The organism is Nonomuraea sp. NPDC049655 (assembly GCF_044465465.1).
Classification (GTDB): Bacteria; Actinomycetota; Actinomycetes; order Streptosporangiales; family Streptosporangiaceae; genus Nonomuraea.
In genome coordinates this window covers 1,048,802-1,070,027 of the sequence record NZ_JBITLS010000001.1, presented here as the reverse complement: position 1 = coordinate 1,070,027, position 21,226 = coordinate 1,048,802, and the positions used below count along the sequence as shown (strand labels likewise).

The window sequence follows — 21,226 nt, the reverse complement described above, 5'->3', positions numbered from 1 at the left end:
TTCCCATGGGGGACCGGTCCCATCGACACTCCGGCGGAACACCGACCTCATGCCCGAACCCCTCGAAGCACCCGTCCGCGCGTCGCGGCAGGCGATCGCCGCCCTGGGCATCGCCCTGCTGGCGGGGTGCGCGGCCGCCCCCGTCCCCCAGGGGCGGCCGGCGCACCACCACGGCGCCGCTCCCTCCGCCCCCGCCCCCGCCCCCGCCGTCGCCGTCGCGCCGAAGGTGCCGGCCGGCGACATGAAGCAGCTCACCACCCTGCTCGGCTGCCCCGCCGGCAAGCTGCAGACCGACGCCGCCGAGCTGCGGCAGGCGGCCTGCGACACCCCCCAGGGTCGCCTGACGATCGTGACGTTCAGCACCGACAAGGGCAAACGAGACTGGCTCGACATCGCCCAGGCGTACGGCGGCGCGTACCTGGTCGGCGACCGCTGGGTCGTCGTCGCCACGGCCGACCTGCTGGACCGGTTACGCGGCCGCCTGGGCGGCGAGCTTGAGACCCCCCGACACCATTGACCCCTCCCAGCCGGACCGGCTCCCCGCCGAGCCTGCCCGTCGCGCCCGCGTGTCGCGCCGCCCGTCGCGCCAGCCTGTCGCGCGCCCGGTAGTCCGCCCCCCGCGCCCGCCCCCCGCGCCCGCCCGGTGCGCAAGGACGCGGATGACGACCCGGCCGGGCTCTGGCACGATGGCCGGATGCAGGTCGCCCGTCCCGTGGTCCGCGCGCTTCGCGCCGCGGTGTTCACGGCCGTGTGCGTCCTGGCCTCGGCGGCCCTGCACACGCTGGTCGGCGGCACGGCGATCGCGCCCGGCCCGCTGGCCCTGGCCGTCGCGGCGACCTTCGCGGCCGCCTACGCCGCCGGGTCCCGTCCCCGCGGACGGGCGCCCCTGCTGGCCATGTGCGTGGCCGCCCAGTACGGCCTCCACGAGCTCTTCGACGCCTCCGAGTCCGCCCGGTACGGCCTGAGCCCCCTGCTCGACGCCTCCTCGCCGTCCTTCGGCGGGCCGCTCGCCGGTCCGTTCGGCGGGCCGTCCGCCGGGTCGCCCGCCGGGGCCGTCGCCCATGGGCACGGCTCCTCCGGGATGGTGGTGATCCACCTGGCGGTGGCCGTCTCGTCGAGCTGGTGGCTGGCCCGCGGTGACGCGGCGCTGGCGGCGTTGCTGCGGTTGAGCACGGTCCGGCTGGCCCGGCTGTGGGCCGTCCTGTGCGCCTGGCTGTCCGTCCTGGCTCCGCCGCCCGCCGGGCCAGCCCGCGCGTGCCCGCTGTGGCCTCCCGTGGCGGGTCACCGGGCGCTGCTGCTGGCTCCGGTCCTCTCCCGGCGCGGGCCGCCCCGCCCGGCTGCGCACGCCCGGCCGTCCGGCCGCTGACGTTCCCCGTCATGCGGCGGGTCCGGCGTGCCTCCCGGCAGGCAGACGACCCAGCCGGCGCCGCCGCGGTACGCCCCTCGCGTCCCGTCGCGCGCCGGACCGCATGTCCATCCGGCGATCGAGCCGGATCCAGGAACCTCGGAGTTCGCAGTGACCCCTTCCCTTCGTCCCGCGCGTCGCCCGTTCCGGGCGGCCGTTCGTGCCGGTGTCGCCGTCGGCGGCGCCGTCCTGCTGCTGCTGGCCGCCGCGCCCGCCGCGCTGGCCCATGACCGGCTGAAGAGCAGCTCACCCGCCGACGGCGCCAAGCTCGCGCAGGTGGAGAGCATCGAGCTGGAGTTCACCTCCCGCATGACCCTGCCGACCCTCGTGCTCGACGGCCCGGCGGGCGAGAACCTGCCGCTGGGCAAGCCGCGGGCCCAGGGCGTCACGGTGAAGGCCGAGCCGGCCGCGCCGCTGGAGCCCGGCAAGTACCGGCTGGCCTGGCGGGTGGTCTCCTCCGACGGCCACCCGATCGCCGGCGAACTGCGTTTCACCGTCACCGCCCCGGCCACCCCGGCCGCGAGCGAGCCCGAAGCCACCCCGACCGAGACCACGTCTGAGACCCCGAGCTCGACCGGGACCTCGGCCGAGGTCGCCCCGGCGGCCTCCTCGTCACCGGTCGCCCAGGCCGAGGCGGACACGGGCTCGGGCGGCGTGCCCGGCTGGTTGTGGGTGGCCGCGGCGGCGCTGGTCGCGGGCGGAGCCGCGACCGTCGTGGCCGGCCGCCGCAGGCGCACCACCGGGGACGCCGACCCCAGACCCTGACCGGGTCGCGGGCGGTCTAGGTGGCCATGGCCGCCGGCAGGCGCGGCCGGAGGGCCCTGCGGTGTTCCAGACGGGCCACCGCCAGGGCCGAGACCAGCCCCGCGAAGGTCAGTGACAACCAGGGCAGGCCCGCCCAGCCCGCGTCGGCGGCGACGTCCAGCAGCGCGCCCGACAGCAGGTTCCCGGCCAGGATCCCCGCGCCGGAGGCCAGGTTGTACAGGCCGTAGTAGGTGCCGACCAGCTCCTCGCCCGCCATGTCGGCGATGGTGGCCATCTCGAACGGGAAGGCCACCAGCGTCCCGGCGCCGAGCAGCAGCGCGCACAGCAGCGCGGCCGTCAGCGTCGCCGCCCGCGGCAGGTGGAGCTGCGCGGCGGCGACCATGGGCAGGAAGGCCGCCCCCATGAGGGCCAGCCCGCGGGTGATCGCCTGGCCGCGGCTCCACCGTTCGCCGCACCAGGCGGTCAGGCGCACCTGCCCGGCGATGCCGAGCAGCGCCGACACCGCGTACAGGGCGGTCACCGCCCACTGGCCGCCGCCGGCCCGCTGCACCTCCAGCGGCAGGGCGAGGTACATCTGGTACGACAGCGCGTACGAAGCGATCATCGACGCCGCGAACGAGACGAACGCGCGGTCACCGAACGCCTGCCGCCACGCCCGCAGCACCGGCTGCCGCGCCCGCCCCGGCTCCCGGGGCCGCGCGGGCAGGTAGAACCCCTGCATCACGGTCAGGACGGCGAAGATCCCCGCCGCCCCCAGGCACACCGCGGTGAACCCGCCCGCCAGCAGCAGCACCCCGAGCAGCGGCCCGAGCAGGATGCCGCCCTGGTAGAACACGTTGAACACGGCGAAGGCCGCCACCTTGCGCGGCCCGGCCGCGGCGGCCAGGTACGCGCGGGCGGCCGGGTTGAACAGCGCACCAGCCAGCCCCGTGATCACCGCGGCCGCCACCAGCAGCGGCAGCGACGTGGTGAGCCCGAACAGCGCGAACCCCACGGTACGCAGGGCGCACCCCGCCATGATCATGGGTTTGTGCCCGAACCGGTCGGCCAGCGTGCCACCGATCAGGAACATGCCCTGCTGGCTGGCGTTGCGCAGGCCGAGGATGAGCCCGATCGTCCAGGCGGCGAGCCCCGCGCCGGCCGACAGGTGCTGGGCGAGGTAGGGCATCAGCATGTAGAAGCCGATGTTGATGCCCGCCTGGTTGATCTGCAGCAGCCGGATCGGCCGGTCGAAGGAGCGGAACTGCGCCAGCGTGGCCTTCATCGCCGGCCCGCCAGCGGGTCGCGGACGGCGGCGCAGCGGGTCCAGCGGCGCACCTCGCGCTCGGCGGGGTCGTCCAGCTCGTCGGGCGCGTCGGCCGGGGTGACGCCGAGCAGGCCGTGGGCGCGGCAGTAGCCGTCGTCGAACACGGTGTTCCAGTAGCGCCAGGGCCCGTCGGGGAAGACGGCGACGACGCAGCCGCCCGGCCCGGCCCGTCCGGCCAGCCAGCGCGCCACCAGGCTGACGGCTCCGGTGCTCCAGCCGCCGGAGACGTAGTGCTGGGCCGCCAGGGTGCGGCAGGCCCACACCGCCTCGGCGGCGCTCACCCAGTGGACCTCGTCGAAGGCGTCGTAGGCGACGTTGGCGGGGTGGATGCTGGAGCCCAGGCCGCGCATCAGGCGGTGGCGGTCGGGCTGCCCGAAGATGGTCGAGCCGACGGTGTCGACGCCGACCAGCCGCAGCCGGGGCAGGTGGCGGCGCAGCTCGCGGCTGATGCCCGCGCTGTGCCCGCCGGTGCCGACCGAGCAGACCAGCGTGTCGATGTGCGGCAGCTGGGACAGCAGCTCGCGGGCCAGCCCGGCGTAGGCGGCCACGTTGTCCGGGTTGCCGTACTGGTCGGGGCAGTAGGAGCCGGGCAGCTCGGCCAGCAGCTCCTCGACCCGGTCGCGGCGGGCCCGCTGCCAGCCGCCGGTGGGATGCGGCTCCGGCACGATCTCCAGCCGTACGCCGTGGCAGACCAGCAGCCGCTGCATGAGCGGTTCCATGCCGGGGTCGGCGACCAGCACGACCGGATGGCCGAAGGTGATGCCGGCCAGGGCCAGCCCGAGGCCGAGGGTGCCGCTGGTGGACTCGACGATCGTCGCCCCGGGGGCCAGCTCGCCCCGGGCGCGGGCCTGCCGGACCATGTGCAGGGCGGGCCGGTCCTTGATGCCGCCCGGGTTGAAGCCCTCCAGCTTGGCCCAGAAGCCGCCGCCGTCCGCGACGAACGGCGCGGCGACGAACGCCAGCGGCGTGTTTCCGACGGTGACGCAAATACCCGAATTTCCGATGGCGGGTAGAATGTCAGGGCGCGGCAAAGTGTCGTACGACATTGGTTGTTTATCCCCGAGATGAACGGCGCCCGCGCGGCACGGAAGACGCCGCAGGCGTGGTGGAAAAGGACGACGACGAAAGACGCGCGTCCTATATGCGCATCACGCGGAGATTCTCGCGGCCGGAAACGGCCTGTCGCGAGGCGGCCCGCGGCGCGGGTCGTACGGGCCCGGACACGACGGCCGCGGGCCCGGCGGCGAGCACGGGGACGGCGGCCACGGGCGGCGCGGCGGCGGCGGTGGCCGCCCACTCCTGCTCGGTGCCGTGCAGGTGGCCCGGCGGCAGCTCGCCGTGCAGGCACCCGGCGTCGCGCACCGGCATCCGCCCGGACAACCAGCTGACGTGCCGATGCACGTCGAGGTGGGCGCTCTGGACGGACGGCGCGGGGCCGCCCGAGGCCCGCTCGGACAGCTCGACGGCCGCGCACGCGCCGCCGTGCGCGAACACGACGGTGATCAGCATGGCGAGGGCCAGCATCGCGCGCGGCCACCACCGGCCGGCCCCCGAGGCGGGCGGGCGGAACGCGCGGGCTGACCTGGACGTGAGCATCACCGCAGATCATGCCCGGCACGCGGCGCGGCGCGCCGGGAAAAGCCCAAGGCCGAGGTAAAGAAATTCACGGCGCACGGGAATCGCGCACGGGAATCGCCGCCGCCAACCGCTTCCAGACCTCCGGTTCGACGCCCTCGATTTCCCGCCGGATGGCGGGAACGACGGCGAGCCGTTTTCGCCGCGCGGCGGCATCTCCGCGACACTGGCATTCGCCGGCGCGGCCCCGACTCCGCGCCGCCCGACCTTGGGGGTGTCTCATGGCCCTGTCCAGACGCGCGGTCATCGCCGGGGCCGGCGCGCTGGCCGCGCTCCCCCAGGCGCTCCCCCAGGCGCTCCCCCTGGCGCTCCCGCAGGCCGCCGCCGACGCCACGGGCCTGGCCCGGGACGAACGCTTCTGGGCGGGTGTGGCCGCGCAGTTCCGGGTCAGCGGCGACTTCGTCAACCTGGAGAACGGCTACTACGGGATCATGCCGGAGCCGGTCCGGCGCGCCTACCACCGCAACGTCGACGTCCTCAACGCCCGCAACTCCCACCTGCTGCGCACGGCGTACAAGGCCAGGGCCGACGAGGTGCGCGACCGGATCGCCGCGCTGCTGGGCGTCACCCGTGCGGAGATCGCGCTCACCCGGGGCGGCACCGAGGCGCTGCAGAACCTCATCTCCGGCTACCGGCGGCTGCGGCCCGGCGACGCCGTGCTCTACGCCGACCTGGACTACCCCTCCGCCCAGCACACCATGAACTGGCTGGCCGGGCGGCGCGAGGCCACGGTCGCCCGGTTCGTCCTCCCCGAGCCCGCCACCCGGCAGGCGGCGCTGGACGCCTACGAGCGGGCGCTGCGGACCACCCCGAGGGCCCGGCTGCTCCTGCTGTCGCACATGAACAACCGCACCGGCCTGGTGCTGCCGGTCCGGGAGATCGTCGCGATGGCCCGCGAGCGCGGCGTGGACGTCGTCGTGGACGCCGCCCACTCCTGGGGGCAGCTCGACTTCACCCTGCCCGCCCTCGACGCCGACTTCGCCGCGTTCTCGCTGCACAAGTGGATCGGCGCGCCCCTCGGCACCGGATTCCTCTACATCCGCCGGGACCGGCTGGCCGACATCGAGCCCGTCTTCGGCGACGAGAGCTTCCCGGCCGGCGACATCCGCTCCCGGGTCCACTCGGGCACCATGGACGTCGCCGCGCCCCTCACGGTCCCCGACGCGCTCGACTTCCACCTGCGGCTCGGCGCGGCCGTCAAGCAGGCCAGGCTACGCCACCTGCGCGACCGCTGGGTGAGTCAGGTCCGCGACCTGCCGGGCCTGCAGATCCTCACCCCGGACGAGCCCGGCATGTACGGCGCGATCACCGCCTTCCGCATCGCCGGCCGCACCTCCACGGCCGACAACGAGGCCGTCGCCGCCACCTTGCTGGACACCTACGGCCTCTACACGGTCGCCCGCACGGGCATGGCCGGGGGCGACGCCGTCCGGGTCACCCCGGCGCTGTTCACCTCGGCGGCGCAGGTGGACCGGCTGGCGGCGGCGTTGCAGCGGCTGACCCCGCGACTGCGGGCCTGAGACAGGTTGACAGATCACCGACATGTCCCGCTAAGTTAGACATGTGAACAGTTCTTCAGATGAGCATATGTTGGCCGTGGACGGCTGCGCGGTCAAGGTGGTCGACGCCGACCGCGTCGCGGCCGTGCACGAGCGCATGCCCGCCGCCGCGGACCTGGCCGACACGGCGGACGTCTTCGGCCTGCTGTCCGACCCCAACCGGCTGAAGCTGCTGGTCGCCCTGCTGGACGGCGAGCTGTGCGTGTGCGACCTGGCGGCGGTGACCGGGCAGAGCGAGTCGGCGGTCTCCCACGCGCTGCGCCTGCTGCGTGCCCATCGCATCGTGGCCGCCCGCCGCTCGGGCCGGATGGCGTACTACCGGCTGGAGGATCCGCACGTCCGGATGCTGCTGGACCTGGCACTGGCCCACACCGAGCACACCGAGGCCATCCACCCTGAACGCGAAGGGACGTCATGATGGGCGCCGGACACGGACACGGACACGGACAGGCCCAGGGGCACGCCGGGGCCCGGCACCGCTGGCGGCTGGCGGTCTCGTTCGTCCTGATCGGCGCGTTCTTCCTGGTCGAGCTGGGCTACGGCCTCTTGTCGGGGTCGCTGGCCCTGATGTCGGACGCCGGGCACATGGCCGCCGACGTCGTCACCCTCGGCGCGGCGCTGGTCGCCACCAGGATCGCCGCTCGCCCCGACACCACCGGCCGGCGCAGCTACGGCTCCTACCGGGCCGAGGTGTTCGCCTCGCTGCTGGCCGTCGTGCTGATGCTCGGCGTCGCCCTGTACGTCGTGATCGAGGCGATCGGCCGCATCGGCGGGAACGCCGAGGTCTCCTCCGGCCCGATGCTCGTCGTCGGCGCCATCGGCCTCGTGGTGAACCTCGTGGCCCTGCTCCTGCTGCGCTCGGGCGCGAGCGAGAGCCTCAACGTCAAGGGCGCCTACCTGGAGGTCGTGGCCGACACCGCCGGCTCGGTCGGCGTCATCGTGGCCGGCTGGCTGGTGGCCGCCACCGGGCAGGCGTTCTGGGACACCGTCGTCGCGCTGGCCATCGGGGTGTTCGTGGCCGTCCGCGCGATCTCGCTCGGCCGGCAGGTGTTCGCGGTGCTCGGCCAGCACGTGCCCGAGGGCATCGACGCCGCCGCCGTGGCGGCCGACCTGGCCGCCATCGACGGCGTGCACAACGTGCACGACCTGCACCTGTGGACGCTCACCTCCGGCATGAACGTGGCCACCGCGCACCTGGTCACCGCCGAGCCGGGCGACAACCACGCCGTCCTGGACCGGGCCCGCGACGTGCTGCGGCAGCGCCACCACATCGCGCACGCCACGTTGCAGGTGGAGCCGGTCGACCACCAGGGCTGCGACGAACTGGGCTGGTAGCGGGCGGCGCGCCGGCCCTGCCGTCCCCACGCTGCACTTGTCCAACATTGGACGACTCAAATTCTTCCCACGGGTGGATTTGTCGGCTTATGTATTCTCCTGGGCCGCTGAATCGGGAAAGACACCTGTTTCATCACAGTTCGAGGAGCTCGTATGCGCATCACCCTGCGCAGAGGCACCTTCCGCGTCCTTGCGACGGCCGCGGCACTGTCCCTGCCTCTGGCTCTCCTTCCGACCGCGGCGCAGGCGGACCCCACGCCTGCCCCGGCCGAGAAGAAGCTGATCGACTCGGTCACCGCGCCGGCGGTGAAGAAACACCTGCAGGCATTACAGAACATCGCCGACGCCAACAACGGCAACCGCGCCGCCGGCACCAGCGGCCACCTGGCCTCGCGCGACTACGTCGCGGCCAAGCTCAAGAAGGCCGGTTACAACGTCACCCTCCAGCCGTTCGACATCGCCTACTTCGAGGAGAAGTCCACGGCGCTGATGGAGCGCGTCTCCCCCAGCCCGCGCGTCTTCACCCCGACCCCGCCCGACGGCTCCTCCGTCGGCGAGTTCGCCACCATGACGTACTCCGGGTCCGGCGAGGTCACCGCTTCGCTGCAGAACGTGGACCTCGTCCTGCCGCCCGGCCCGACGCCCAGCACGTCCAACTCCGGGTGCGAGGCGGCCGACTTCGCCGGGTTCACGCCGGGCAACATCGCGCTGCTGCAGCGCGGGACCTGCGACTTCGTGGTCAAGGCGAACAACGCCAAGGCCGCGGGGGCCGTGGCGGTGATCGTCTTCAACGAGGGCCAGCCGGGCCGCACCGCGACCCTGCGCGGGAACCTCGGCACGCCCGTCACCATCCCCGTGCTGGGCACCAGCTTCGACGTCGGCCAGGAACTGGCCACGACCGGCGGCGTGATCCACATCAAGACCGACACCGTCAGCGAGATGCGCACCACCTACAACGTCATCGCCGACTCCAAGTGGGGCGACCCGAACAAGGTGGTCATGTCCGGCGCCCACCTCGACTCCGTCCCGGCCGGGCCCGGCATCAACGACGACGGCTCCGGCACCGCCGCCACGCTCGCCGTCGCCGAGGCCCTGGGCAAGATCCCGACCCGCAACCGGCTGCGCTTCGCCTGGTGGAGCGCCGAGGAGCTGGGCCTGCTCGGCTCGATCCACTACGTCGAGACCCTGCCCGCGGCCGAGCTGTCCAAGATCAAGCTCTTCCTCGACTACGACATGCTCGGCTCCACCAACTACGCCTTCAAGATCTACGACGGCGACGACTCCGACGGCGTCGGCGCCCCCGCGGGCCCGCCCGGCTCCGACGAGATCGAGAAGCTCTACGAGAAGTACTTCGACCTGCTGCACCAGGGACACAACGGCACCGACTTCGACGGCCGCTCCGACTACGGCCCGTTCATCGAGGCCGGCATCCCCTCCGGCGGCGTGTTCACCGGCGCCGAGGGCATCAAGACGCCCGAGGAGGCCGCGATCTTCGGCGGCACCGCCGGACAGCCCTACGACCCCTGCTATCACCAGGCCTGCGACACCATCGCCAACATCAACGACAAGGCGCTCGCGCTGAACACCGGCGCGGTCGCCACGGCGGCCGTCGTCTACGCCTACAGCCGCGACCTGCCCGGCCCCGACGCCGCCCGGCCGGACGCCAAGGCCCGGACCGCCACAAGCACCCTCAAGGCGACCATCGAAGGCAGGGAGACCCGCTGACCCCGGCCCTTCCGTGCGCCCGCGCCGGGCGCACGGAAGGATCCGCTCACGCGTTCTACATGTAGATCGATTTGTCCAGTACGCTGATCAACGAGCATTTTGCGGAGAAATTGGAGAAACGCCATATTTTCTTTCTCGCGTCCCCGGGTTGGAATGCAAGCAGACCAGCGATTCACTGCTTCACCGGACGCCAGAAAGGCGGCGCAATGCACGTACTCGCTCAAGTCTCCGGCAACATCACCGCCATCGGTTACGGCCTGGCCGCGATCGGCCCCGGCGTGGGCGTCGGCATCATCTTCGGCCAGGGCGTGCAGGCCATCGCCCGCCAGCCCGAGGCGTATCCGCTGATCCGCCAGAACATCCTGCTCGGCTTCGTCCTCACCGAGGCGCTGGCCCTGATCGGGCTGGTGGCGCCGTTCATCTTCCAGTTCCTCAAGTAATCGCCGCGTTCCGCGACGCGAATGGCGAATTCGAGCTGAAGATGGGTGGCGATGACCGCCCCGGAGTCACGCCACCCCCACGACCATTCCTCAGCGGACGTTCCTCAGCGGACGTTCCTCAACGCACGTTCCTCAGCGCACGGGCAGGCCGGTTACCGCGCGGCCGATGATGAGCCGTTGAATCTCGCTCGTGCCCTCGAAAATCGTGTAAATCTTGGCGTCGCGGTGGAAACGTTCCACCGGGTGTTCCCGGGTGTAGCCGGCGCCGCCGAGGATCTGGATCGCCTGTTCGGTCACCCACACCGCCGTCTCGCCCGCCACCAGCTTCGACATCGAGCCCTCGGCCTGCTCGAACGGCCTGCCGTTGCGGGCCATCCAGGCGGCGCGCCAGGTCAGCAGGCGGGCCACGTCGACGCGGGTCGCCATGTCGGCGAGCAGGAACGCGATCGCCTGGTTGTCGCCGATCCTGCGGCCGAACTGCTCGCGTTCGCGGGCGTAGTCCCTGGCGTACTCGAAGCCCGCGCGGGCGATGCCGACGGCCATCGCGGCGACCGACGGGCGGGTGGTCTCGAACGTGCGCATCGCGGCCTGCTCGCCGGCGCGTTCGCCGTTGCGGACCCTGGCCAGGCGGGCGTCCAGCTTCTCCTTGCCGCCCAGCAGGCAGGAGCCCGGCACGCGCACGTCCTCAAGGATCACCTCGGCGGTGTGCGAGGCGCGGATGCCGTGCTTGCGGAACTTCTGCCCCATCGACAGGCCCGGCGTGCCGGGCGGGACGACGAAACTGGCCTGCCCGCGGGTGCCCAGGGACGGGTCCACCGAGGCGACGACCACGTGCACATCGGCGATGCCGCCGTTCGTGGCCCAGGTCTTGACGCCGTTCAGTACCCAGTCGCCGTTGTCGTGCACGGCGCGGGTGCGGATGGCGCCGATGTCGGAGCCGGCGTCGGGCTCGGAGGCGCAGAAGGCGCCCAGCTTGACGTCGTTCTCCGTGCCGAACATCTGCGGCAGCCACTCCCCCAGCTGCTCCGGGGTGCCGTTCGCGGACAGCGCGGCGGCGGCCAGGCCGGTGCCGACGATGGACAGGCCGATGCCGGCGTCCCCCCAGAAGATCTCCTCGAACGCCACCGGCAGGGCCAGGCCGCTCTGCTCGAACCATTGGGTGGCGAAGAAGTCCAGCGAGTACAGGCCGATCTTGGCCGCCTCCTGGATCACGGGCCAGGGGGTCTGCTCGCGTTCGTCCCATTCGGCGCCCGCGGGGCGGATCACGTCGCGGGCGAACGCGTGGACCCAGTCACGCACCTCGATCACGTCGTCACTGAGCTCCGGACAGAACCCGGTCATCGCGTCCACTCCCTGGCCGTTCCATTGTTACCGTCGGTAACACCCTACCGGCGAGTAGGGCTCGGCCGGAAGGTGCGGCGGTCCGGCGACTCACGGTAATGTTCTGGTCACCGTACGCCCATGTCGATCGAGGAAGGCCGATGGACCGCCGGCTCGCCGCACTTCTCGCCATCCTCGCGCTGGGGGCGGCGTACCTGCTGCTCAGGCCGGTCGCGGGCGTCCGTGCCGTCGCCTACTTCGACGCCGCCGTGGGGCTGTATCCGGGGTCCGACGTGCGGGTCCTCGGGGTGCGGGTCGGGCGGGTCACCGCGGTCAGCCCGGCGGGCGCGCAGGTCCGGGTGGAGCTGGCGCTCGACGCCGGGCGCAAGGTCCCGGCCGCCGCGCAGGCGGTCATCATGGCGCGATCGCTGATCGCCGACCGGTTCGTGCAGCTCACGCCGCCGTACCGGGGCGGGCCCGTGCTCCAGGACGGCGGCACGCTGGGCCGGACCCGCTCGCCGGTCGAGATCGACGAGGCGTTACGCGGCTACGACCAGCTCGCCGCGGCCCTCGCCCCACCGGTCTCGCCGGAGCCCGATTCGCCTCTAGCCGGTTCCCCACGGTCCGGCTCCCCACGGTCCGGCTCCCCACGGTCCGACTCACCGCGGTCCGGTTCCCCTCAGTCCAGTTCCCCTCAGTCCGGTTCCCCGCGGCTCGGTTCGCCTCCGCCGGGGGCGGATGGTGTGGCGGTGGAGGAGCGTGGGGCGCTGGCGCGGTTGTTGCGGGTCTCGGCGGGCACGTTCGGCGGGCAGGGCGAGACGGTGGGGGCCACCGTGCGGGGCCTGTCCGACGCGGCCTCCGTGCTGGCCGGAGACGGCGACGACCTGGCTCAGACCGTCCGCGACCTGGCCACGATCACCGGGGCGATGGCCCGCGACGACGCGCGGATCCGGGCGTTCATGAAGGACCTGGCGGGCGTGTCGGCGCAGCTGGACGGCGAGCGCCAGGAACTGCGCGCGGTGCTGGGCCAGCTGTCCTCCACGCTCACGCAGGTCGCCGACTTCGTCGAGGACAACAGGGGTGAGATCGCCGCCAACACCCGCGATCTCGCCCACCTCACCACCCTGCTGGTACGTCAGCGCGCGTCCATCGGCACGTTCCTCGACACCGCGCCACTCGCCCTGAACAACGCGAACAACGCCTACGACCCCGTGAGCGCGACGTTCCGGGCCCGGTTCAACCTCAACGGCCAGACCGACGACGTCGCGATGTGGTTGTGCTCGCTGGCCCATTCCATGGACGGCGGCTGCGAGTCGCTGCTCGGCGCGCTCAACCCCCTGGCACGGGCGCTCAACGACACGGTGGCGATCGACACGTCGTGGCTGCTGCCCGATGTGCGGGTCGACCGCCCCGACCTGTCGCTCGGCGGGCTCGTCACGATCCGCTGACCGCCTCACGCGGACCGGCCCCCATCAGGCGCCGGGTCGGCGTCCAGTGGGGGCCTGGGGGACGGGTCGGGTCGGTCAGCGGGCGGTAGGGGTGGAGCGGTGGGCGGAGGCGAGGACGGCCAGGGCGGCCACGCCCATGCCGATCGCCAGGCCGTACACCAGCGGGGTGAACCCGCCGAAGGCGGCCGCGAGCTGCGGGCCGACGCTGCCGCCGACGGCGAGGGCGAAGGAGAACAGCGCGAGCGCCGTGCCGCGGGCCGGTCCGGCCTGTGCGGAGATGGCCTCGTTCATGCTGGGCAGGCCGCCGGTGATGGCGGCGACGTAGACGGCCAGCAGGAGCACCAGGCCGAGGGCGCCGGCCCCGCTGAACGCGACGGCCGCCAGGGCGAGCGCGCCCACGGCCAGGAACGCGGCGGCCCTGGCCGTGGCGGGGATCCGGGCCAGCCACGGCATGAGCACCGGCATCAGCACGATCGAGGGCAGCCCGGAGGCGCGCAACGTGAGCAGGTCGGCGGCGGACGTGCCGCCGTAGATCTGCAACCCGGTGTAGACGGCGACGAACCCGGCCATCAGCATGACCGTCGCCAGGTAGCGCAGCGCGAGCACCCGGTCGAACAGCAGGCCGGGCACCGCGCGGTAGGCCGACAGCAGCGACCCGGCCGCCTCGCGCGGCAGGTCGGGCAGCATGACGGCGCGCAGGCCGAGCCCGGCGAGGGCGAAACCGGCGGCCGACAGCAGGAACAGCCCCCGCCAGCCGATCGTCTCGACCAGCACCTGTGCGGCGACCTGCAACAACACGGCCGAGGCCAGGAATGCGCCGGTCACCGCGGCGATGGCGATCACACGGCGCCGCGGCTCCAGCCGTTCGACCAGGTAGGCCATGCCGGCGGGCGGGAACATCGCCACGGCCACCCCCTGCAGGACACGCAACACCAGGGCCACCTCGACGTTCGGGCTCAACGACACCAACGCGCTGGTCAACGCGGCAAGCGGCAGACCGGCCATCAGCAGGCGGCGGCGGCCGTACCGGTCGGAAAGGGGGCCGAACACCAGGAACCCGATGCCGTAGCCGGCGCCGAACGCGGTGACCAGCCAGGTCAGGCCGCCGGGTGAGGCGTGCCAGCCGGTCGCCATGTCGTGCAGCAGGGGGATCACGATGTACAACTGGCCGCTGCACAGGACCGCGGTGAGGGTGAACGCCAACAGGGTGCGGCCAAAGCGGGCGTAATCGGTACGGACTGCCGGAGCGGCCGCCGTACGAGGAAGCGTGAGTGCCATGGGAGAGGACGGTAGCCAACCAACCAGTTGGACGTCAACTAGTTAGTTGGTTTTCAACCAACTAGTTGTTGATGGCAGAATGGTGGCATGTCACCCAAGGTCTCGACCGCCGCCACCCGGGCCGCCCTGCTCGAAGCCGCCCGCGAGGAGTTCGCCGCGTACGGCGTGGCGGGGGCGCGCGTGGATCGCATCGCGGAGCGTGCCGGCGTCAACAAAGAGCGCATCTACGGGCATTTCGGCAACAAGGAGAAGTTGTTCGACGCCGTCATCAACGAGGCGCTCGACGACCTGACGTCGCAGATCGCCCTGCCCGGCGCCGACCCCGTCGACTACGTGGCCCGGCTGACCGACTACTACCGGCGCCATCCCGACCTGGTCCGGCTGCTCATGTGGGAGGCGCTCAACTACCGCGGCCAGGAGCTGCTGCCCGGCCAGGAGGCCAGGGTCGAGCGGTGTGCGCGCAAGGCGGCCTCGCTGGCCGAGGGGCGCGGCGAGGAGCCGTCGAAGGCGACGGCGCGCATGCTGTTCATGCTGACCGGGCTCGCGCTGTTCCCGTCGATGATGCCGCAGCTCGGGCGGATCATGCTGGGCGACGACGCCGACGACCACGACGCCATCCGCGACCAGATCAGCGCCTTCGTGACAGCGGCCCTCAAGTAGCGCCTCCCGGGTCGCCCGCCCGCTGACGCCGCAGGCCGGTCAAGGAGCAGGCAAGGACAGGGCGCCGTGCCGAAGAGGGCCGACCGCTGTGGCGCATCCTCCCGAAGGCAGGCCAAGGGCGGCTGAGCCGGCCGCGTCGGCAGGCCGAGGCGGCGGGAGGCGTCACGGAGGCACGCCGTGCGCGGCGTGAGCCTCACGGAGCCTCACGGAGGTGGTGGGGTGGGGCGGGGCAGGGTGAGCATCGGGGGGCGTTCGCCGATGGCGACCTGGCGGGTCAGGACGTCGTGGCCGCCCTCGCACCGCCGGAACTGGGCCAGCTCCACCCCCGGCGCCTGACGGGCCTCGATCTTCCCCTGGCGCCGCAGCCGCGACCACGCGGCCAGCATGATCTGGGCCGCCATCCCCCCGAGCGCCTCCGTCGACTGCGGGGCGTGCTCGCGCGAGCCCAGGTCCACCTGGGCCAGGCCGTCCAGCCCGGCCAGGTCCAGCAGGTCGATGAGCAGGCCGAGCTCCACCCCGTACCCGGTCAGGAACGGCACGCGTTCCAGGGCCGAGCGGCGGCCGGCGTACTCCCCGGCGAGGGGTTGCACGAAACCGGCCAGTTCGGGCCAGTGCAGGTTGAGCAGCGGGCGGGCGACCAGCTCGGTGACGCGGCCGCCGCCGTTGGGCGCGCCGTTCAGCGGACGGTCGTAACAGCCCTTGGCGTAGGCGACGGTGGGATCGGTGAGCAGCGGCCCGAGCACCCCGGCGACCAGCGAGGCGCGGAAGTGCCTGATGTCGGCGTCGGCGAAGGCCACCACGTCGCCGGAGGTGACCGCCAGCGACTTCCACAGGGCCTCGCCCTTGCCCTCCAGCGGTGCGAGCTCGGGCAGGATGTCGCGCTGGGCGTGCACGGCGGCCCCGGCCCGCGCCGCCACGCGGGCGGTGTCGTCGGCCGAGCACGAGTCGATGACGACGAGCTCGTCCACCAGGCCGTCCAGCTCCCGCCGGATCACCTGGACGATCTCCCCCACGGTCTCCCGTTCGTCGCGGGCCGGCAGGACCACGCTCACCGTGGTGCCCCCCTTGGCCGCCACGAGGTCGCGCAGCGGCCAGTCCGCGGCGCACGACGTTCGGCGATGCCACCATTTCCGCACATCAGGCAGCATGTGCGACACCTCCCCCGTTCCCCCGCTTGTCAGCTTATGCGAGGGTCGCGTGACGCTCCAGGAAGGTATAGACGTCTGCCTCGTCCACACCCGGGAACGACCCGGGCGGCAGGGCGGCCAGGATGTGCGAATTGGCCCGCGCGGACGGCCAGGCGTAGCCCTCCCAGCGTTCGGCCAGCTCAGCGGGCGGACGGCGGCAGCAGTCGCCGTTGGGGCAGCTGGATTTGGTGCGGTTGGTGGTCTCCCGGCCCCGGAACCACCGCGACTCCCGGTACGGCACCCCCAGCGTGATCGCGAAGTCCCGTTCCCGCGAGGGATCGACGTGCGCGACGCAGAAATAGGTGCCGGTGGGCGAGTCGGAATACTGGTAGAACACCGAGAACCGGTCGGGCGAGGCGAACACCTGCCGCCCCGACCACTGCAGGCACATCCGTTGCCCCTCGATGGCCCCCTGCTCGTCGGCGGGGAAGACGATGCCGTCGTTCTCGTACGCCTTGTAGATGGTGCCACCGGCGTCGTTGCGCACGAAGTGACAGACGAGGCCCAGGTGGTGGGTGGCCAGGTTGGTGAAGCGGTGGGCGGCCATCTCGTAGGAGACGGCGAACACGTCCCGCAGGTCCTCCACCGACAGCGCCCGCGCCGCCTTGGCCTCCTGGAGGTAGGGGGCGGCGGCCCGTTCGGGCACGAGCACGGCGGCGGCGAAGTAGTTGGCCTCGGTGCGCTGGCGCAGGAAGTCGGCGAAGTCGCGCGGCTTGCCGTGGCCGAGCGCGAGGTGCCCGAGCGTCTGGAGCAGGATCGTGCGCGGGGTGTGCATGCCGAGCTGCTCGTGTTTGACGTAGATGCGCCGGTTACGCAGGTCGGTGATGGAACGCACCGAGCGCGGCAGGTCCTGGGCGGTGTGGACGGTGTAGCCGAAGTGCGTGACCAGGCCCTGGATCGTGCTCTGGGACAGGGCTCCGGTGCGGTAGCCGACGGCGTCGAGGGCCTCGGCCGCGGCCTTCTCGATGTCGGGGAAGTAGTTGCCCACCTCGCGCTGCCTGCGCCGCAGCTCGGCGTTGGCGGCCCTGGCCTCCTCGGGGGTGGCGGTGCCGCGGGCCTGCCGGGCGCGCAGCTCGCCGTACAGGCCGAGCAGGTGTTCCAGGACGTCGTTGGGCACGCGTGCGGACACCTTGAGCCGGGGCAGGCCGAGACCGGCGTAGATGGGGTCGCGCTGCGCCTCCTCCAGCGCGATCTCCAGCTGGGCGCGCCGGTTGGGCGGCTGACGGCGCAGCAGCTCCTCGACGGGGACGCCCAGCGCGGTCGCCAGGGACTTGAGCAGCGAGAGCTTGGGCTCGCGCTTGCCGTTCTCGAGCAGCGACAGCTGGCTGGGCGCCCTGCTGACGCGCGAGCCCAGGTCCGACAGGGTGAGGCCGCGCTGTTTGCGCAGGTGGCGCAGACGCTGGCCGAACGCGATCAGATCGAGCTCCTGCGTCAAAGACAGCGGTTCTTCGCCTAGCAGGGACGCCATACAGGCATCTTAGACAGAAATTCGGCCCATTTTCTAGCCTTTGGACACCCAGGGCGCGTCGCAGCGGGACGCGCGAGCCGCGTGCGGTTCGGGATGAGGATTGGTCTAGGCCAACAGGAAAACTTGCGATTTCTTCTCATCTGAATACCCACGAGTAATGCACGTCCTGGAAACTTTGACGCTTCTTCTCAGCTCTGGAGCCTATTGACCCGCGGCCTCCGGGCAGATCATCGACGTGAGCCCCAGGGGACGACAAAGGAGCGAACGATGAACGATCGCCTCAAGGGAGCTGCGGAGCAGCTGCAGGACAAGTGGGAGAACGACCCTCGCTGGGCGGGCGTCGAGCGCACGTACAGCGCGCAGGACGTGATCCGGTTGAGGGGAAGCGTCCAGGAGGAGCACACGCTGGCCCGGCTCGGCGCCGAGCGTCTGTGGGACCTGCTGCACACCGAGGACTACGTCAACGCCCTCGGCGCGCTGACCGGCAACCAGGCCGTCCAGCAGGTGAAGGCCGGGCTGAAGGCGATCTACCTGTCCGGCTGGCAGGTGGCCGCGGACGCCAACCTCGGCGGCCAGACCTACCCGGACCAGAGCCTCTACCCGGCCAACTCCGTGCCCGCCGTCGTGCGCCGCATCAACAACGCGCTGCTGCGCGCCGACCAGATCACCTGGTCGGAGGGCGTGCCGGACGCGCCGCACTGGCTGGCGCCGATCGTGGCCGACGCCGAGGCCGGGTTCGGCGGCGTGCTGAACGCGTTCGAGCTGATGAAGGGCATGATCGCGGCCGGCGCCGCGGGCGTGCACTGGGAGGACCAGCTCGCCTCCGAGAAGAAGTGCGGCCACCTGGGCGGCAAGGTGCTGATCCCGACCGGCCAGCACATCAAGACGCTCAACGCCGCGCGGCTGGCCGCCGACGTGTGCGGCGTCCCCTCACTGATCGTCGCGCGGACCGACGCACAGGCCGCGACGCTCCTGACCAGTGACGTGGACCCGCGCGACCAGGCCTTCACCACCGGCGAGCGCACCGCCGAGGGCTTCTACCGGGTGCGCAACGGCGTGGACTCCTGCATCGCCCGCGGCCTGGCCTACGCCCCCTACTCCGACCTGCTGTGGATGGAGACCGGCACGCCGGACCTGGACGTGGCCCGCGAGTTCGCCGAGGCGATCAAGGCCCGCTACCCGGACCAGATGCTCGCCTACAACTGCTCGCCGTCGTTCAACTGGAAGGCGCACCTGGACGACTCCACGATCGCCAAGTTCCAGCGCGAACTCGGGCACATGGGATACAAGTTCCAGTTCATCACGCTGGCCGGGTTCCACTCGCTGAACTACTCGATGTTCGACCTCGCCCAGGGCTACGCCACCGACGGCATGACGGCCTACGTCGAGCTCCAGGAGGCCGAGTTCGCCGCCGAGTCGCGCGGATACACCGCGACCAGGCACCAGCGCGAGGTCGGCACCGGCTACTTCGACCTGGTCAGCACGGCCGTCGCGCCCGACTCCTCGACGACCGCGCTCAAGGGCTCCACCGAGGAGGAGCAGTTCCACCACTGATCTTCTGATCTCGCCGGCCACCTCCAGGGCATGGGACGGTTCCCCCGGCGAAGGGCCGCGCCGGCTCCCCCAGCCCGGCGCGGCCCCCCTTTTTTCCTGTCCCTTCGATGCCCGTCATGTGATCAGCCGCCCTCCCGGGCCCACGACGGCAGGTCCTGCCGCTCGGTGATGTCGCGGACGAGCTGGGCGTGCGCGTCCTCGGCCTGCTGCCTGGTGGACCAGTGCAGGCTGAGCACCTCCTCGCCGCCCGTCCCCGGATCGGCGCCGGGCGGCGACAGGCGCACGGTCGACTCGAACAGCAGCGGCACCGTCCCGCCGTCGGCCTGGTCGAGCACCAGGTGCAGGGTGCGGATGCGGAACGTTCCCGCGGCGGTGCCGACGCGGTCGTCCCCGATCGTGCGCCGGGCGCGGTCGGCCAGCAGCTCCTGCGCCCGCGCCGGGCTGATGGGGTTGCCCTCAATGTCGTAGTAGCTCATGTACGGCCTCGCTCTCGGGTGCGGGAGGGGGACCACGCTTCCCCCGCTCACCTCGATCATGAGGCATGCGCGGTCAGGACGCTCCGGTGGCCGTCGGGGTGGCCGGGCCCGAGACGGTGGGGCCGGACGACTCGCCGGGGCCGTCCTGGGGGATCGTGCTGATCGAGCCCGACGGCCGCGGGCAGTCGCGGCGGCCCCCGTCCCCACGGTGGCGACCTGCCGGGCCGGCGCACGGACCGGGCTCCGCCCCGCCCGGATCACCCAGATCGCCCGGCCCGGACGTGCCGGACGGGCGGGCGGCACGAGACGGGCGGGACCGGCGGAAGTCGTCGGACCACCGGTCGGGTTCGGAGGTGAGGCTCGCGACGTGCCCGCCCGGCGTGCGGAAACGCGTGCCGGACACCGCGGGCGTGGCCGCGCTCGCCGCGCTCGCCGTGGGCGCCGCGCTCGCCGGGGGCGCCGCGTGGACGGACGGCCGGACGCCGTCGGGGGTCGCCGCAGGCCGCTCGCTCGGCCGGGCGCTGTCCTGGGGCTGCACGACCGCGGGCTCGGGCAGCAGCGAGCCGCCGCCGAGGCTCAGGGCGTCCCCGCCGGAGGCCGCGATCACGGTGATCGCCGCGATCGAGACCGTGGCCAGCGCGGCGAAGCTGGCGTGCGACAGGTGCGCCCCGGCCTTCGCCCTGCTCCTGCGCCTGCTCCCGCGCTCGGACCCGGCCGGTTCCGCCGCCGATGTGACCGGGTGGCCCGCCCCGCCGCCCGCCGGACAGGGCACCTCGGCCCAGCTCCCGTCCAGCACGTCGGAGACCGCCCGGCGCAGGTCCCACGGATCGCCCACGCCCCCGGAGGCCAGCAGCGCCCGCAGCAGGCCGGCCGATCCGGGACGGGAAGCCGGGTCCTTGGCCAGCGCCGCCTCCACGGCCGGGCGCAGCAGGACGGGCACGCCGTCCAGACGCGGCGGGTCGAACAGGATGCGCCGGGTCAGCACGTCCGCCTCGCCGCCGCCGAACGGGTGGTGCCCGCTCGCGGCGTAGGCCACCAGGCAGCCCCACGCGAACACGTCCGAGGCGGGCAGGGCGGGGCCGCCGGTCAGCCGCTCGGGCGCCACCCAGCCGGGACTGCCCATGACCTGGCCGGCCTGGGTGTGGGCGGCGAGGGTGTCCACGTCGCAGGCGATGCCGAAGTCGATGACCCGCGGCCCTCCGGGCGACAGCAGCACGTTGCCGGGCTTGAGGTCGCGGTGCACCAGACCGGCCTCGTGCACGGCGACGAGCGCGGCGGCCACGCCGAGTGCCACGCCATAGGCGAGGTCGGGCGTGAGCGCTCCCCCGGCCTTGACCACCTGGGACAGCGCGGGCCCAGGGATGTACTCGGTGACCAGGTACGGACGGCCGTCCTCGACGCCGTCCTCGATGACGGCGGCGGTGCAGAAAGGCACCAATCTCCGCGAGAAAGCCACTTCCTCGGCGAAACGCGCCCGCAACGTGGCATCGTGGAGATGTACCGCGTGCGGCGTCTTGAGCGCGACCAGGCCGCCTTGCGGGTGTTCGGCCAGGTACACCACTCCCATCCCGCCCGTCCCCAGGCGGCCGAGGAGAAGGTACCGGCCGATGACGACCGGGTCGCCCACCGTAAGCGGTCGCACGCCAGGAGGCATGTCGCTCGCAC

General features: G+C 72.7%; 20 protein-coding genes. 11 read left to right on the top strand and 9 right to left on the bottom strand.

Annotated elements, in window-relative coordinates; translation table 11 throughout:
• Positions 1-49: 49 nt before the first annotated feature.
• The 3 genes from ACIBQ6_RS04930 (at position 50) to ACIBQ6_RS04920 (ending at position 2,170) form a co-directional block, all read left to right on the top strand.
• Positions 50-517 (top strand): hypothetical protein, encoded by a 468-nt coding sequence (locus tag ACIBQ6_RS04930; RefSeq protein WP_397210314.1) that lies wholly within the window; start codon positions 50-52, stop codon positions 515-517.
• A 177-nt stretch (positions 518-694) separates the two neighbouring features.
• A complete protein-coding gene (locus tag ACIBQ6_RS04925; RefSeq protein ID WP_397210313.1) occupies positions 695-1,366 on the top strand; it encodes a hypothetical protein in 672 nt (223 codons plus the stop codon).
• Between the two features lie 150 nt (positions 1,367-1,516).
• Positions 1,517-2,170 carry a copper resistance protein CopC gene (locus ACIBQ6_RS04920; RefSeq protein WP_397210312.1) on the top strand — a complete coding sequence of 218 codons (654 nt, stop codon included), beginning with the start codon at positions 1,517-1,519 and terminating at the stop codon, positions 2,168-2,170.
• A gap of 16 nt (positions 2,171-2,186) precedes the next feature.
• Here the strand turns inward: ACIBQ6_RS04920 and ACIBQ6_RS04915 are convergent, their stop codons facing one another.
• The 3 genes from ACIBQ6_RS04915 to ACIBQ6_RS04905 form a co-directional block, all read right to left on the bottom strand.
• The gene (locus ACIBQ6_RS04915) at positions 2,187-3,434 is read right to left on the bottom strand and encodes an MFS transporter (RefSeq protein ID WP_397210311.1); all 1,248 of its coding nucleotides are present in this window, start codon (positions 3,432-3,434) and stop codon (positions 2,187-2,189) included.
• Positions 3,431-4,522 carry a PLP-dependent cysteine synthase family protein gene (locus ACIBQ6_RS04910; protein ID WP_397210309.1) on the bottom strand — a complete coding sequence of 364 codons (1,092 nt, stop codon included), beginning with the start codon at positions 4,520-4,522 and terminating at the stop codon, positions 3,431-3,433. The genes ACIBQ6_RS04915 and ACIBQ6_RS04910 overlap by 4 nt, the downstream gene beginning before the upstream one ends.
• A 91-nt stretch (positions 4,523-4,613) precedes the next feature.
• Positions 4,614-5,072, bottom strand: a complete 459-nt coding sequence (locus tag ACIBQ6_RS04905) for a hypothetical protein (RefSeq protein ID WP_397210307.1) — start codon at positions 5,070-5,072, stop codon at positions 4,614-4,616.
• A 260-nt stretch (positions 5,073-5,332) separates the two neighbouring features.
• Between ACIBQ6_RS04905 and ACIBQ6_RS04900 the strand changes: the two genes are divergently transcribed.
• The 5 genes from ACIBQ6_RS04900 (at position 5,333) to atpE (ending at position 10,170) form a co-directional block, all read left to right on the top strand.
• A complete protein-coding gene (locus tag ACIBQ6_RS04900; RefSeq protein WP_397210305.1) occupies positions 5,333-6,631 on the top strand; it encodes an aminotransferase class V-fold PLP-dependent enzyme in 1,299 nt (432 codons plus the stop codon).
• A gap of 67 nt (positions 6,632-6,698) precedes the next feature.
• The gene (locus ACIBQ6_RS04895; protein WP_387669719.1) at positions 6,699-7,088 is read left to right on the top strand and encodes an ArsR/SmtB family transcription factor; all 390 of its coding nucleotides are present in this window, start codon (positions 6,699-6,701) and stop codon (positions 7,086-7,088) included.
• Complete coding sequence (locus ACIBQ6_RS04890) at positions 7,085-8,005, top strand: cation diffusion facilitator family transporter (RefSeq protein WP_397210304.1); 921 nt, start codon at positions 7,085-7,087, stop codon at positions 8,003-8,005. The genes ACIBQ6_RS04895 and ACIBQ6_RS04890 overlap by 4 nt, the downstream gene beginning before the upstream one ends.
• Before the next feature lie 153 nt (positions 8,006-8,158).
• Positions 8,159-9,730 carry a M28 family metallopeptidase gene (locus ACIBQ6_RS04885; protein ID WP_397210302.1) on the top strand — a complete coding sequence of 524 codons (1,572 nt, stop codon included), beginning with the start codon at positions 8,159-8,161 and terminating at the stop codon, positions 9,728-9,730.
• A 206-nt stretch (positions 9,731-9,936) separates the two neighbouring features.
• The gene (atpE, locus tag ACIBQ6_RS04880; RefSeq protein ID WP_352329951.1) at positions 9,937-10,170 is read left to right on the top strand and encodes an ATP synthase F0 subunit C; all 234 of its coding nucleotides are present in this window, start codon (positions 9,937-9,939) and stop codon (positions 10,168-10,170) included.
• Positions 10,171-10,302: 132 nt separating this feature from the next.
• Here the strand turns inward: atpE and ACIBQ6_RS04875 are convergent, their stop codons facing one another.
• On the bottom strand, positions 10,303-11,511 hold the full coding sequence (locus ACIBQ6_RS04875; protein ID WP_358292788.1) for an acyl-CoA dehydrogenase family protein: 1,209 nt from the start codon (positions 11,509-11,511) through the stop codon (positions 10,303-10,305).
• Positions 11,512-11,651: 140 nt separating this feature from the next.
• On the opposite strand from ACIBQ6_RS04875, the gene ACIBQ6_RS04870 reads away from it, so the two are divergent.
• Entirely contained in the window at positions 11,652-12,938 is a 1,287-nt protein-coding gene (locus ACIBQ6_RS04870) for an MlaD family protein (protein WP_397210301.1), read from the top strand.
• A gap of 75 nt (positions 12,939-13,013) precedes the next feature.
• Here the strand turns inward: ACIBQ6_RS04870 and ACIBQ6_RS04865 are convergent, their stop codons facing one another.
• On the bottom strand, positions 13,014-14,216 hold the full coding sequence (locus ACIBQ6_RS04865) for an MFS transporter (RefSeq protein WP_397210299.1): 1,203 nt from the start codon (positions 14,214-14,216) through the stop codon (positions 13,014-13,016).
• 87 nt (positions 14,217-14,303) lie between these two features.
• Here ACIBQ6_RS04865 and ACIBQ6_RS04860 point away from each other — a divergent pair, with 87 nt between their 5' ends.
• Complete coding sequence (locus tag ACIBQ6_RS04860; protein WP_397210297.1) at positions 14,304-14,876, top strand: TetR/AcrR family transcriptional regulator; 573 nt, start codon at positions 14,304-14,306, stop codon at positions 14,874-14,876.
• Between the two features lie 203 nt (positions 14,877-15,079).
• On the opposite strand, the gene ACIBQ6_RS04855 is transcribed toward ACIBQ6_RS04860, so the two are convergent.
• Both ACIBQ6_RS04855 and ACIBQ6_RS04850 read right to left on the bottom strand, forming a co-directional pair.
• Complete coding sequence (locus ACIBQ6_RS04855) at positions 15,080-16,024, bottom strand: glucosyl-3-phosphoglycerate synthase (protein WP_397210296.1); 945 nt, start codon at positions 16,022-16,024, stop codon at positions 15,080-15,082.
• Positions 16,025-16,058: 34 nt separating this feature from the next.
• Entirely contained in the window at positions 16,059-17,531 is a 1,473-nt protein-coding gene (locus ACIBQ6_RS04850; protein WP_352351541.1) for a helix-turn-helix domain-containing protein, read from the bottom strand.
• Between the two features lie 267 nt (positions 17,532-17,798).
• Here ACIBQ6_RS04850 and aceA point away from each other — a divergent pair, with 267 nt between their 5' ends.
• Complete coding sequence (gene aceA, locus ACIBQ6_RS04845; protein WP_352351543.1) at positions 17,799-19,085, top strand: isocitrate lyase; 1,287 nt, start codon at positions 17,799-17,801, stop codon at positions 19,083-19,085.
• A gap of 122 nt (positions 19,086-19,207) precedes the next feature.
• On the opposite strand, the gene ACIBQ6_RS04840 is transcribed toward aceA, so the two are convergent.
• Both ACIBQ6_RS04840 and ACIBQ6_RS04835 read right to left on the bottom strand, forming a co-directional pair.
• Positions 19,208-19,561, bottom strand: a complete 354-nt coding sequence (locus tag ACIBQ6_RS04840) for a hypothetical protein (RefSeq protein WP_352351545.1) — start codon at positions 19,559-19,561, stop codon at positions 19,208-19,210.
• A gap of 73 nt (positions 19,562-19,634) precedes the next feature.
• Positions 19,635-21,203 carry a serine/threonine-protein kinase gene (locus ACIBQ6_RS04835; RefSeq protein WP_397210295.1) on the bottom strand — a complete coding sequence of 523 codons (1,569 nt, stop codon included), beginning with the start codon at positions 21,201-21,203 and terminating at the stop codon, positions 19,635-19,637.
• Between the last annotated feature and the right edge of the window lie 23 nt (positions 21,204-21,226).

Excerpts from the sequence above, each read along its gene's own strand:
- ACIBQ6_RS04930 (WP_397210314.1), top strand. The coding sequence starts at position 50 with ATGCCCGAACCCCTCGAAGCACCCGTCCGCGCGTCGCGGCAGGCGATC.
- ACIBQ6_RS04925 (WP_397210313.1), top strand. The coding sequence starts at position 695 with ATGCAGGTCGCCCGTCCCGTGGTCCGCGCGCTTCGCGCCGCGGTGTTC.
- ACIBQ6_RS04915 (WP_397210311.1), bottom strand. The coding sequence starts at position 3,434 with ATGAAGGCCACGCTGGCGCAGTTCCGCTCCTTCGACCGGCCGATCCGG.
- ACIBQ6_RS04910 (WP_397210309.1), bottom strand. The coding sequence starts at position 4,522 with ATGTCGTACGACACTTTGCCGCGCCCTGACATTCTACCCGCCATCGGA.
- ACIBQ6_RS04905 (WP_397210307.1), bottom strand. The coding sequence starts at position 5,072 with ATGCTCACGTCCAGGTCAGCCCGCGCGTTCCGCCCGCCCGCCTCGGGG.
- ACIBQ6_RS04900 (WP_397210305.1), top strand. The coding sequence starts at position 5,333 with ATGGCCCTGTCCAGACGCGCGGTCATCGCCGGGGCCGGCGCGCTGGCC.
- ACIBQ6_RS04895 (WP_387669719.1), top strand. The coding sequence starts at position 6,699 with ATGTTGGCCGTGGACGGCTGCGCGGTCAAGGTGGTCGACGCCGACCGC.
- ACIBQ6_RS04890 (WP_397210304.1), top strand. The coding sequence starts at position 7,085 with ATGATGGGCGCCGGACACGGACACGGACACGGACAGGCCCAGGGGCAC.
- ACIBQ6_RS04885 (WP_397210302.1), top strand. The coding sequence starts at position 8,159 with ATGCGCATCACCCTGCGCAGAGGCACCTTCCGCGTCCTTGCGACGGCC.
- atpE (WP_352329951.1), top strand. The coding sequence starts at position 9,937 with ATGCACGTACTCGCTCAAGTCTCCGGCAACATCACCGCCATCGGTTAC.
- ACIBQ6_RS04875 (WP_358292788.1), bottom strand. The coding sequence starts at position 11,511 with ATGACCGGGTTCTGTCCGGAGCTCAGTGACGACGTGATCGAGGTGCGT.
- ACIBQ6_RS04870 (WP_397210301.1), top strand. The coding sequence starts at position 11,652 with ATGGACCGCCGGCTCGCCGCACTTCTCGCCATCCTCGCGCTGGGGGCG.
- ACIBQ6_RS04865 (WP_397210299.1), bottom strand. The coding sequence starts at position 14,216 with ATGGCACTCACGCTTCCTCGTACGGCGGCCGCTCCGGCAGTCCGTACC.
- ACIBQ6_RS04860 (WP_397210297.1), top strand. The coding sequence starts at position 14,304 with ATGTCACCCAAGGTCTCGACCGCCGCCACCCGGGCCGCCCTGCTCGAA.
- ACIBQ6_RS04855 (WP_397210296.1), bottom strand. The coding sequence starts at position 16,024 with ATGCTGCCTGATGTGCGGAAATGGTGGCATCGCCGAACGTCGTGCGCC.
- ACIBQ6_RS04850 (WP_352351541.1), bottom strand. The coding sequence starts at position 17,531 with ATGGCGTCCCTGCTAGGCGAAGAACCGCTGTCTTTGACGCAGGAGCTC.
- aceA (WP_352351543.1), top strand. The coding sequence starts at position 17,799 with ATGAACGATCGCCTCAAGGGAGCTGCGGAGCAGCTGCAGGACAAGTGG.
- ACIBQ6_RS04840 (WP_352351545.1), bottom strand. The coding sequence starts at position 19,561 with ATGAGCTACTACGACATTGAGGGCAACCCCATCAGCCCGGCGCGGGCG.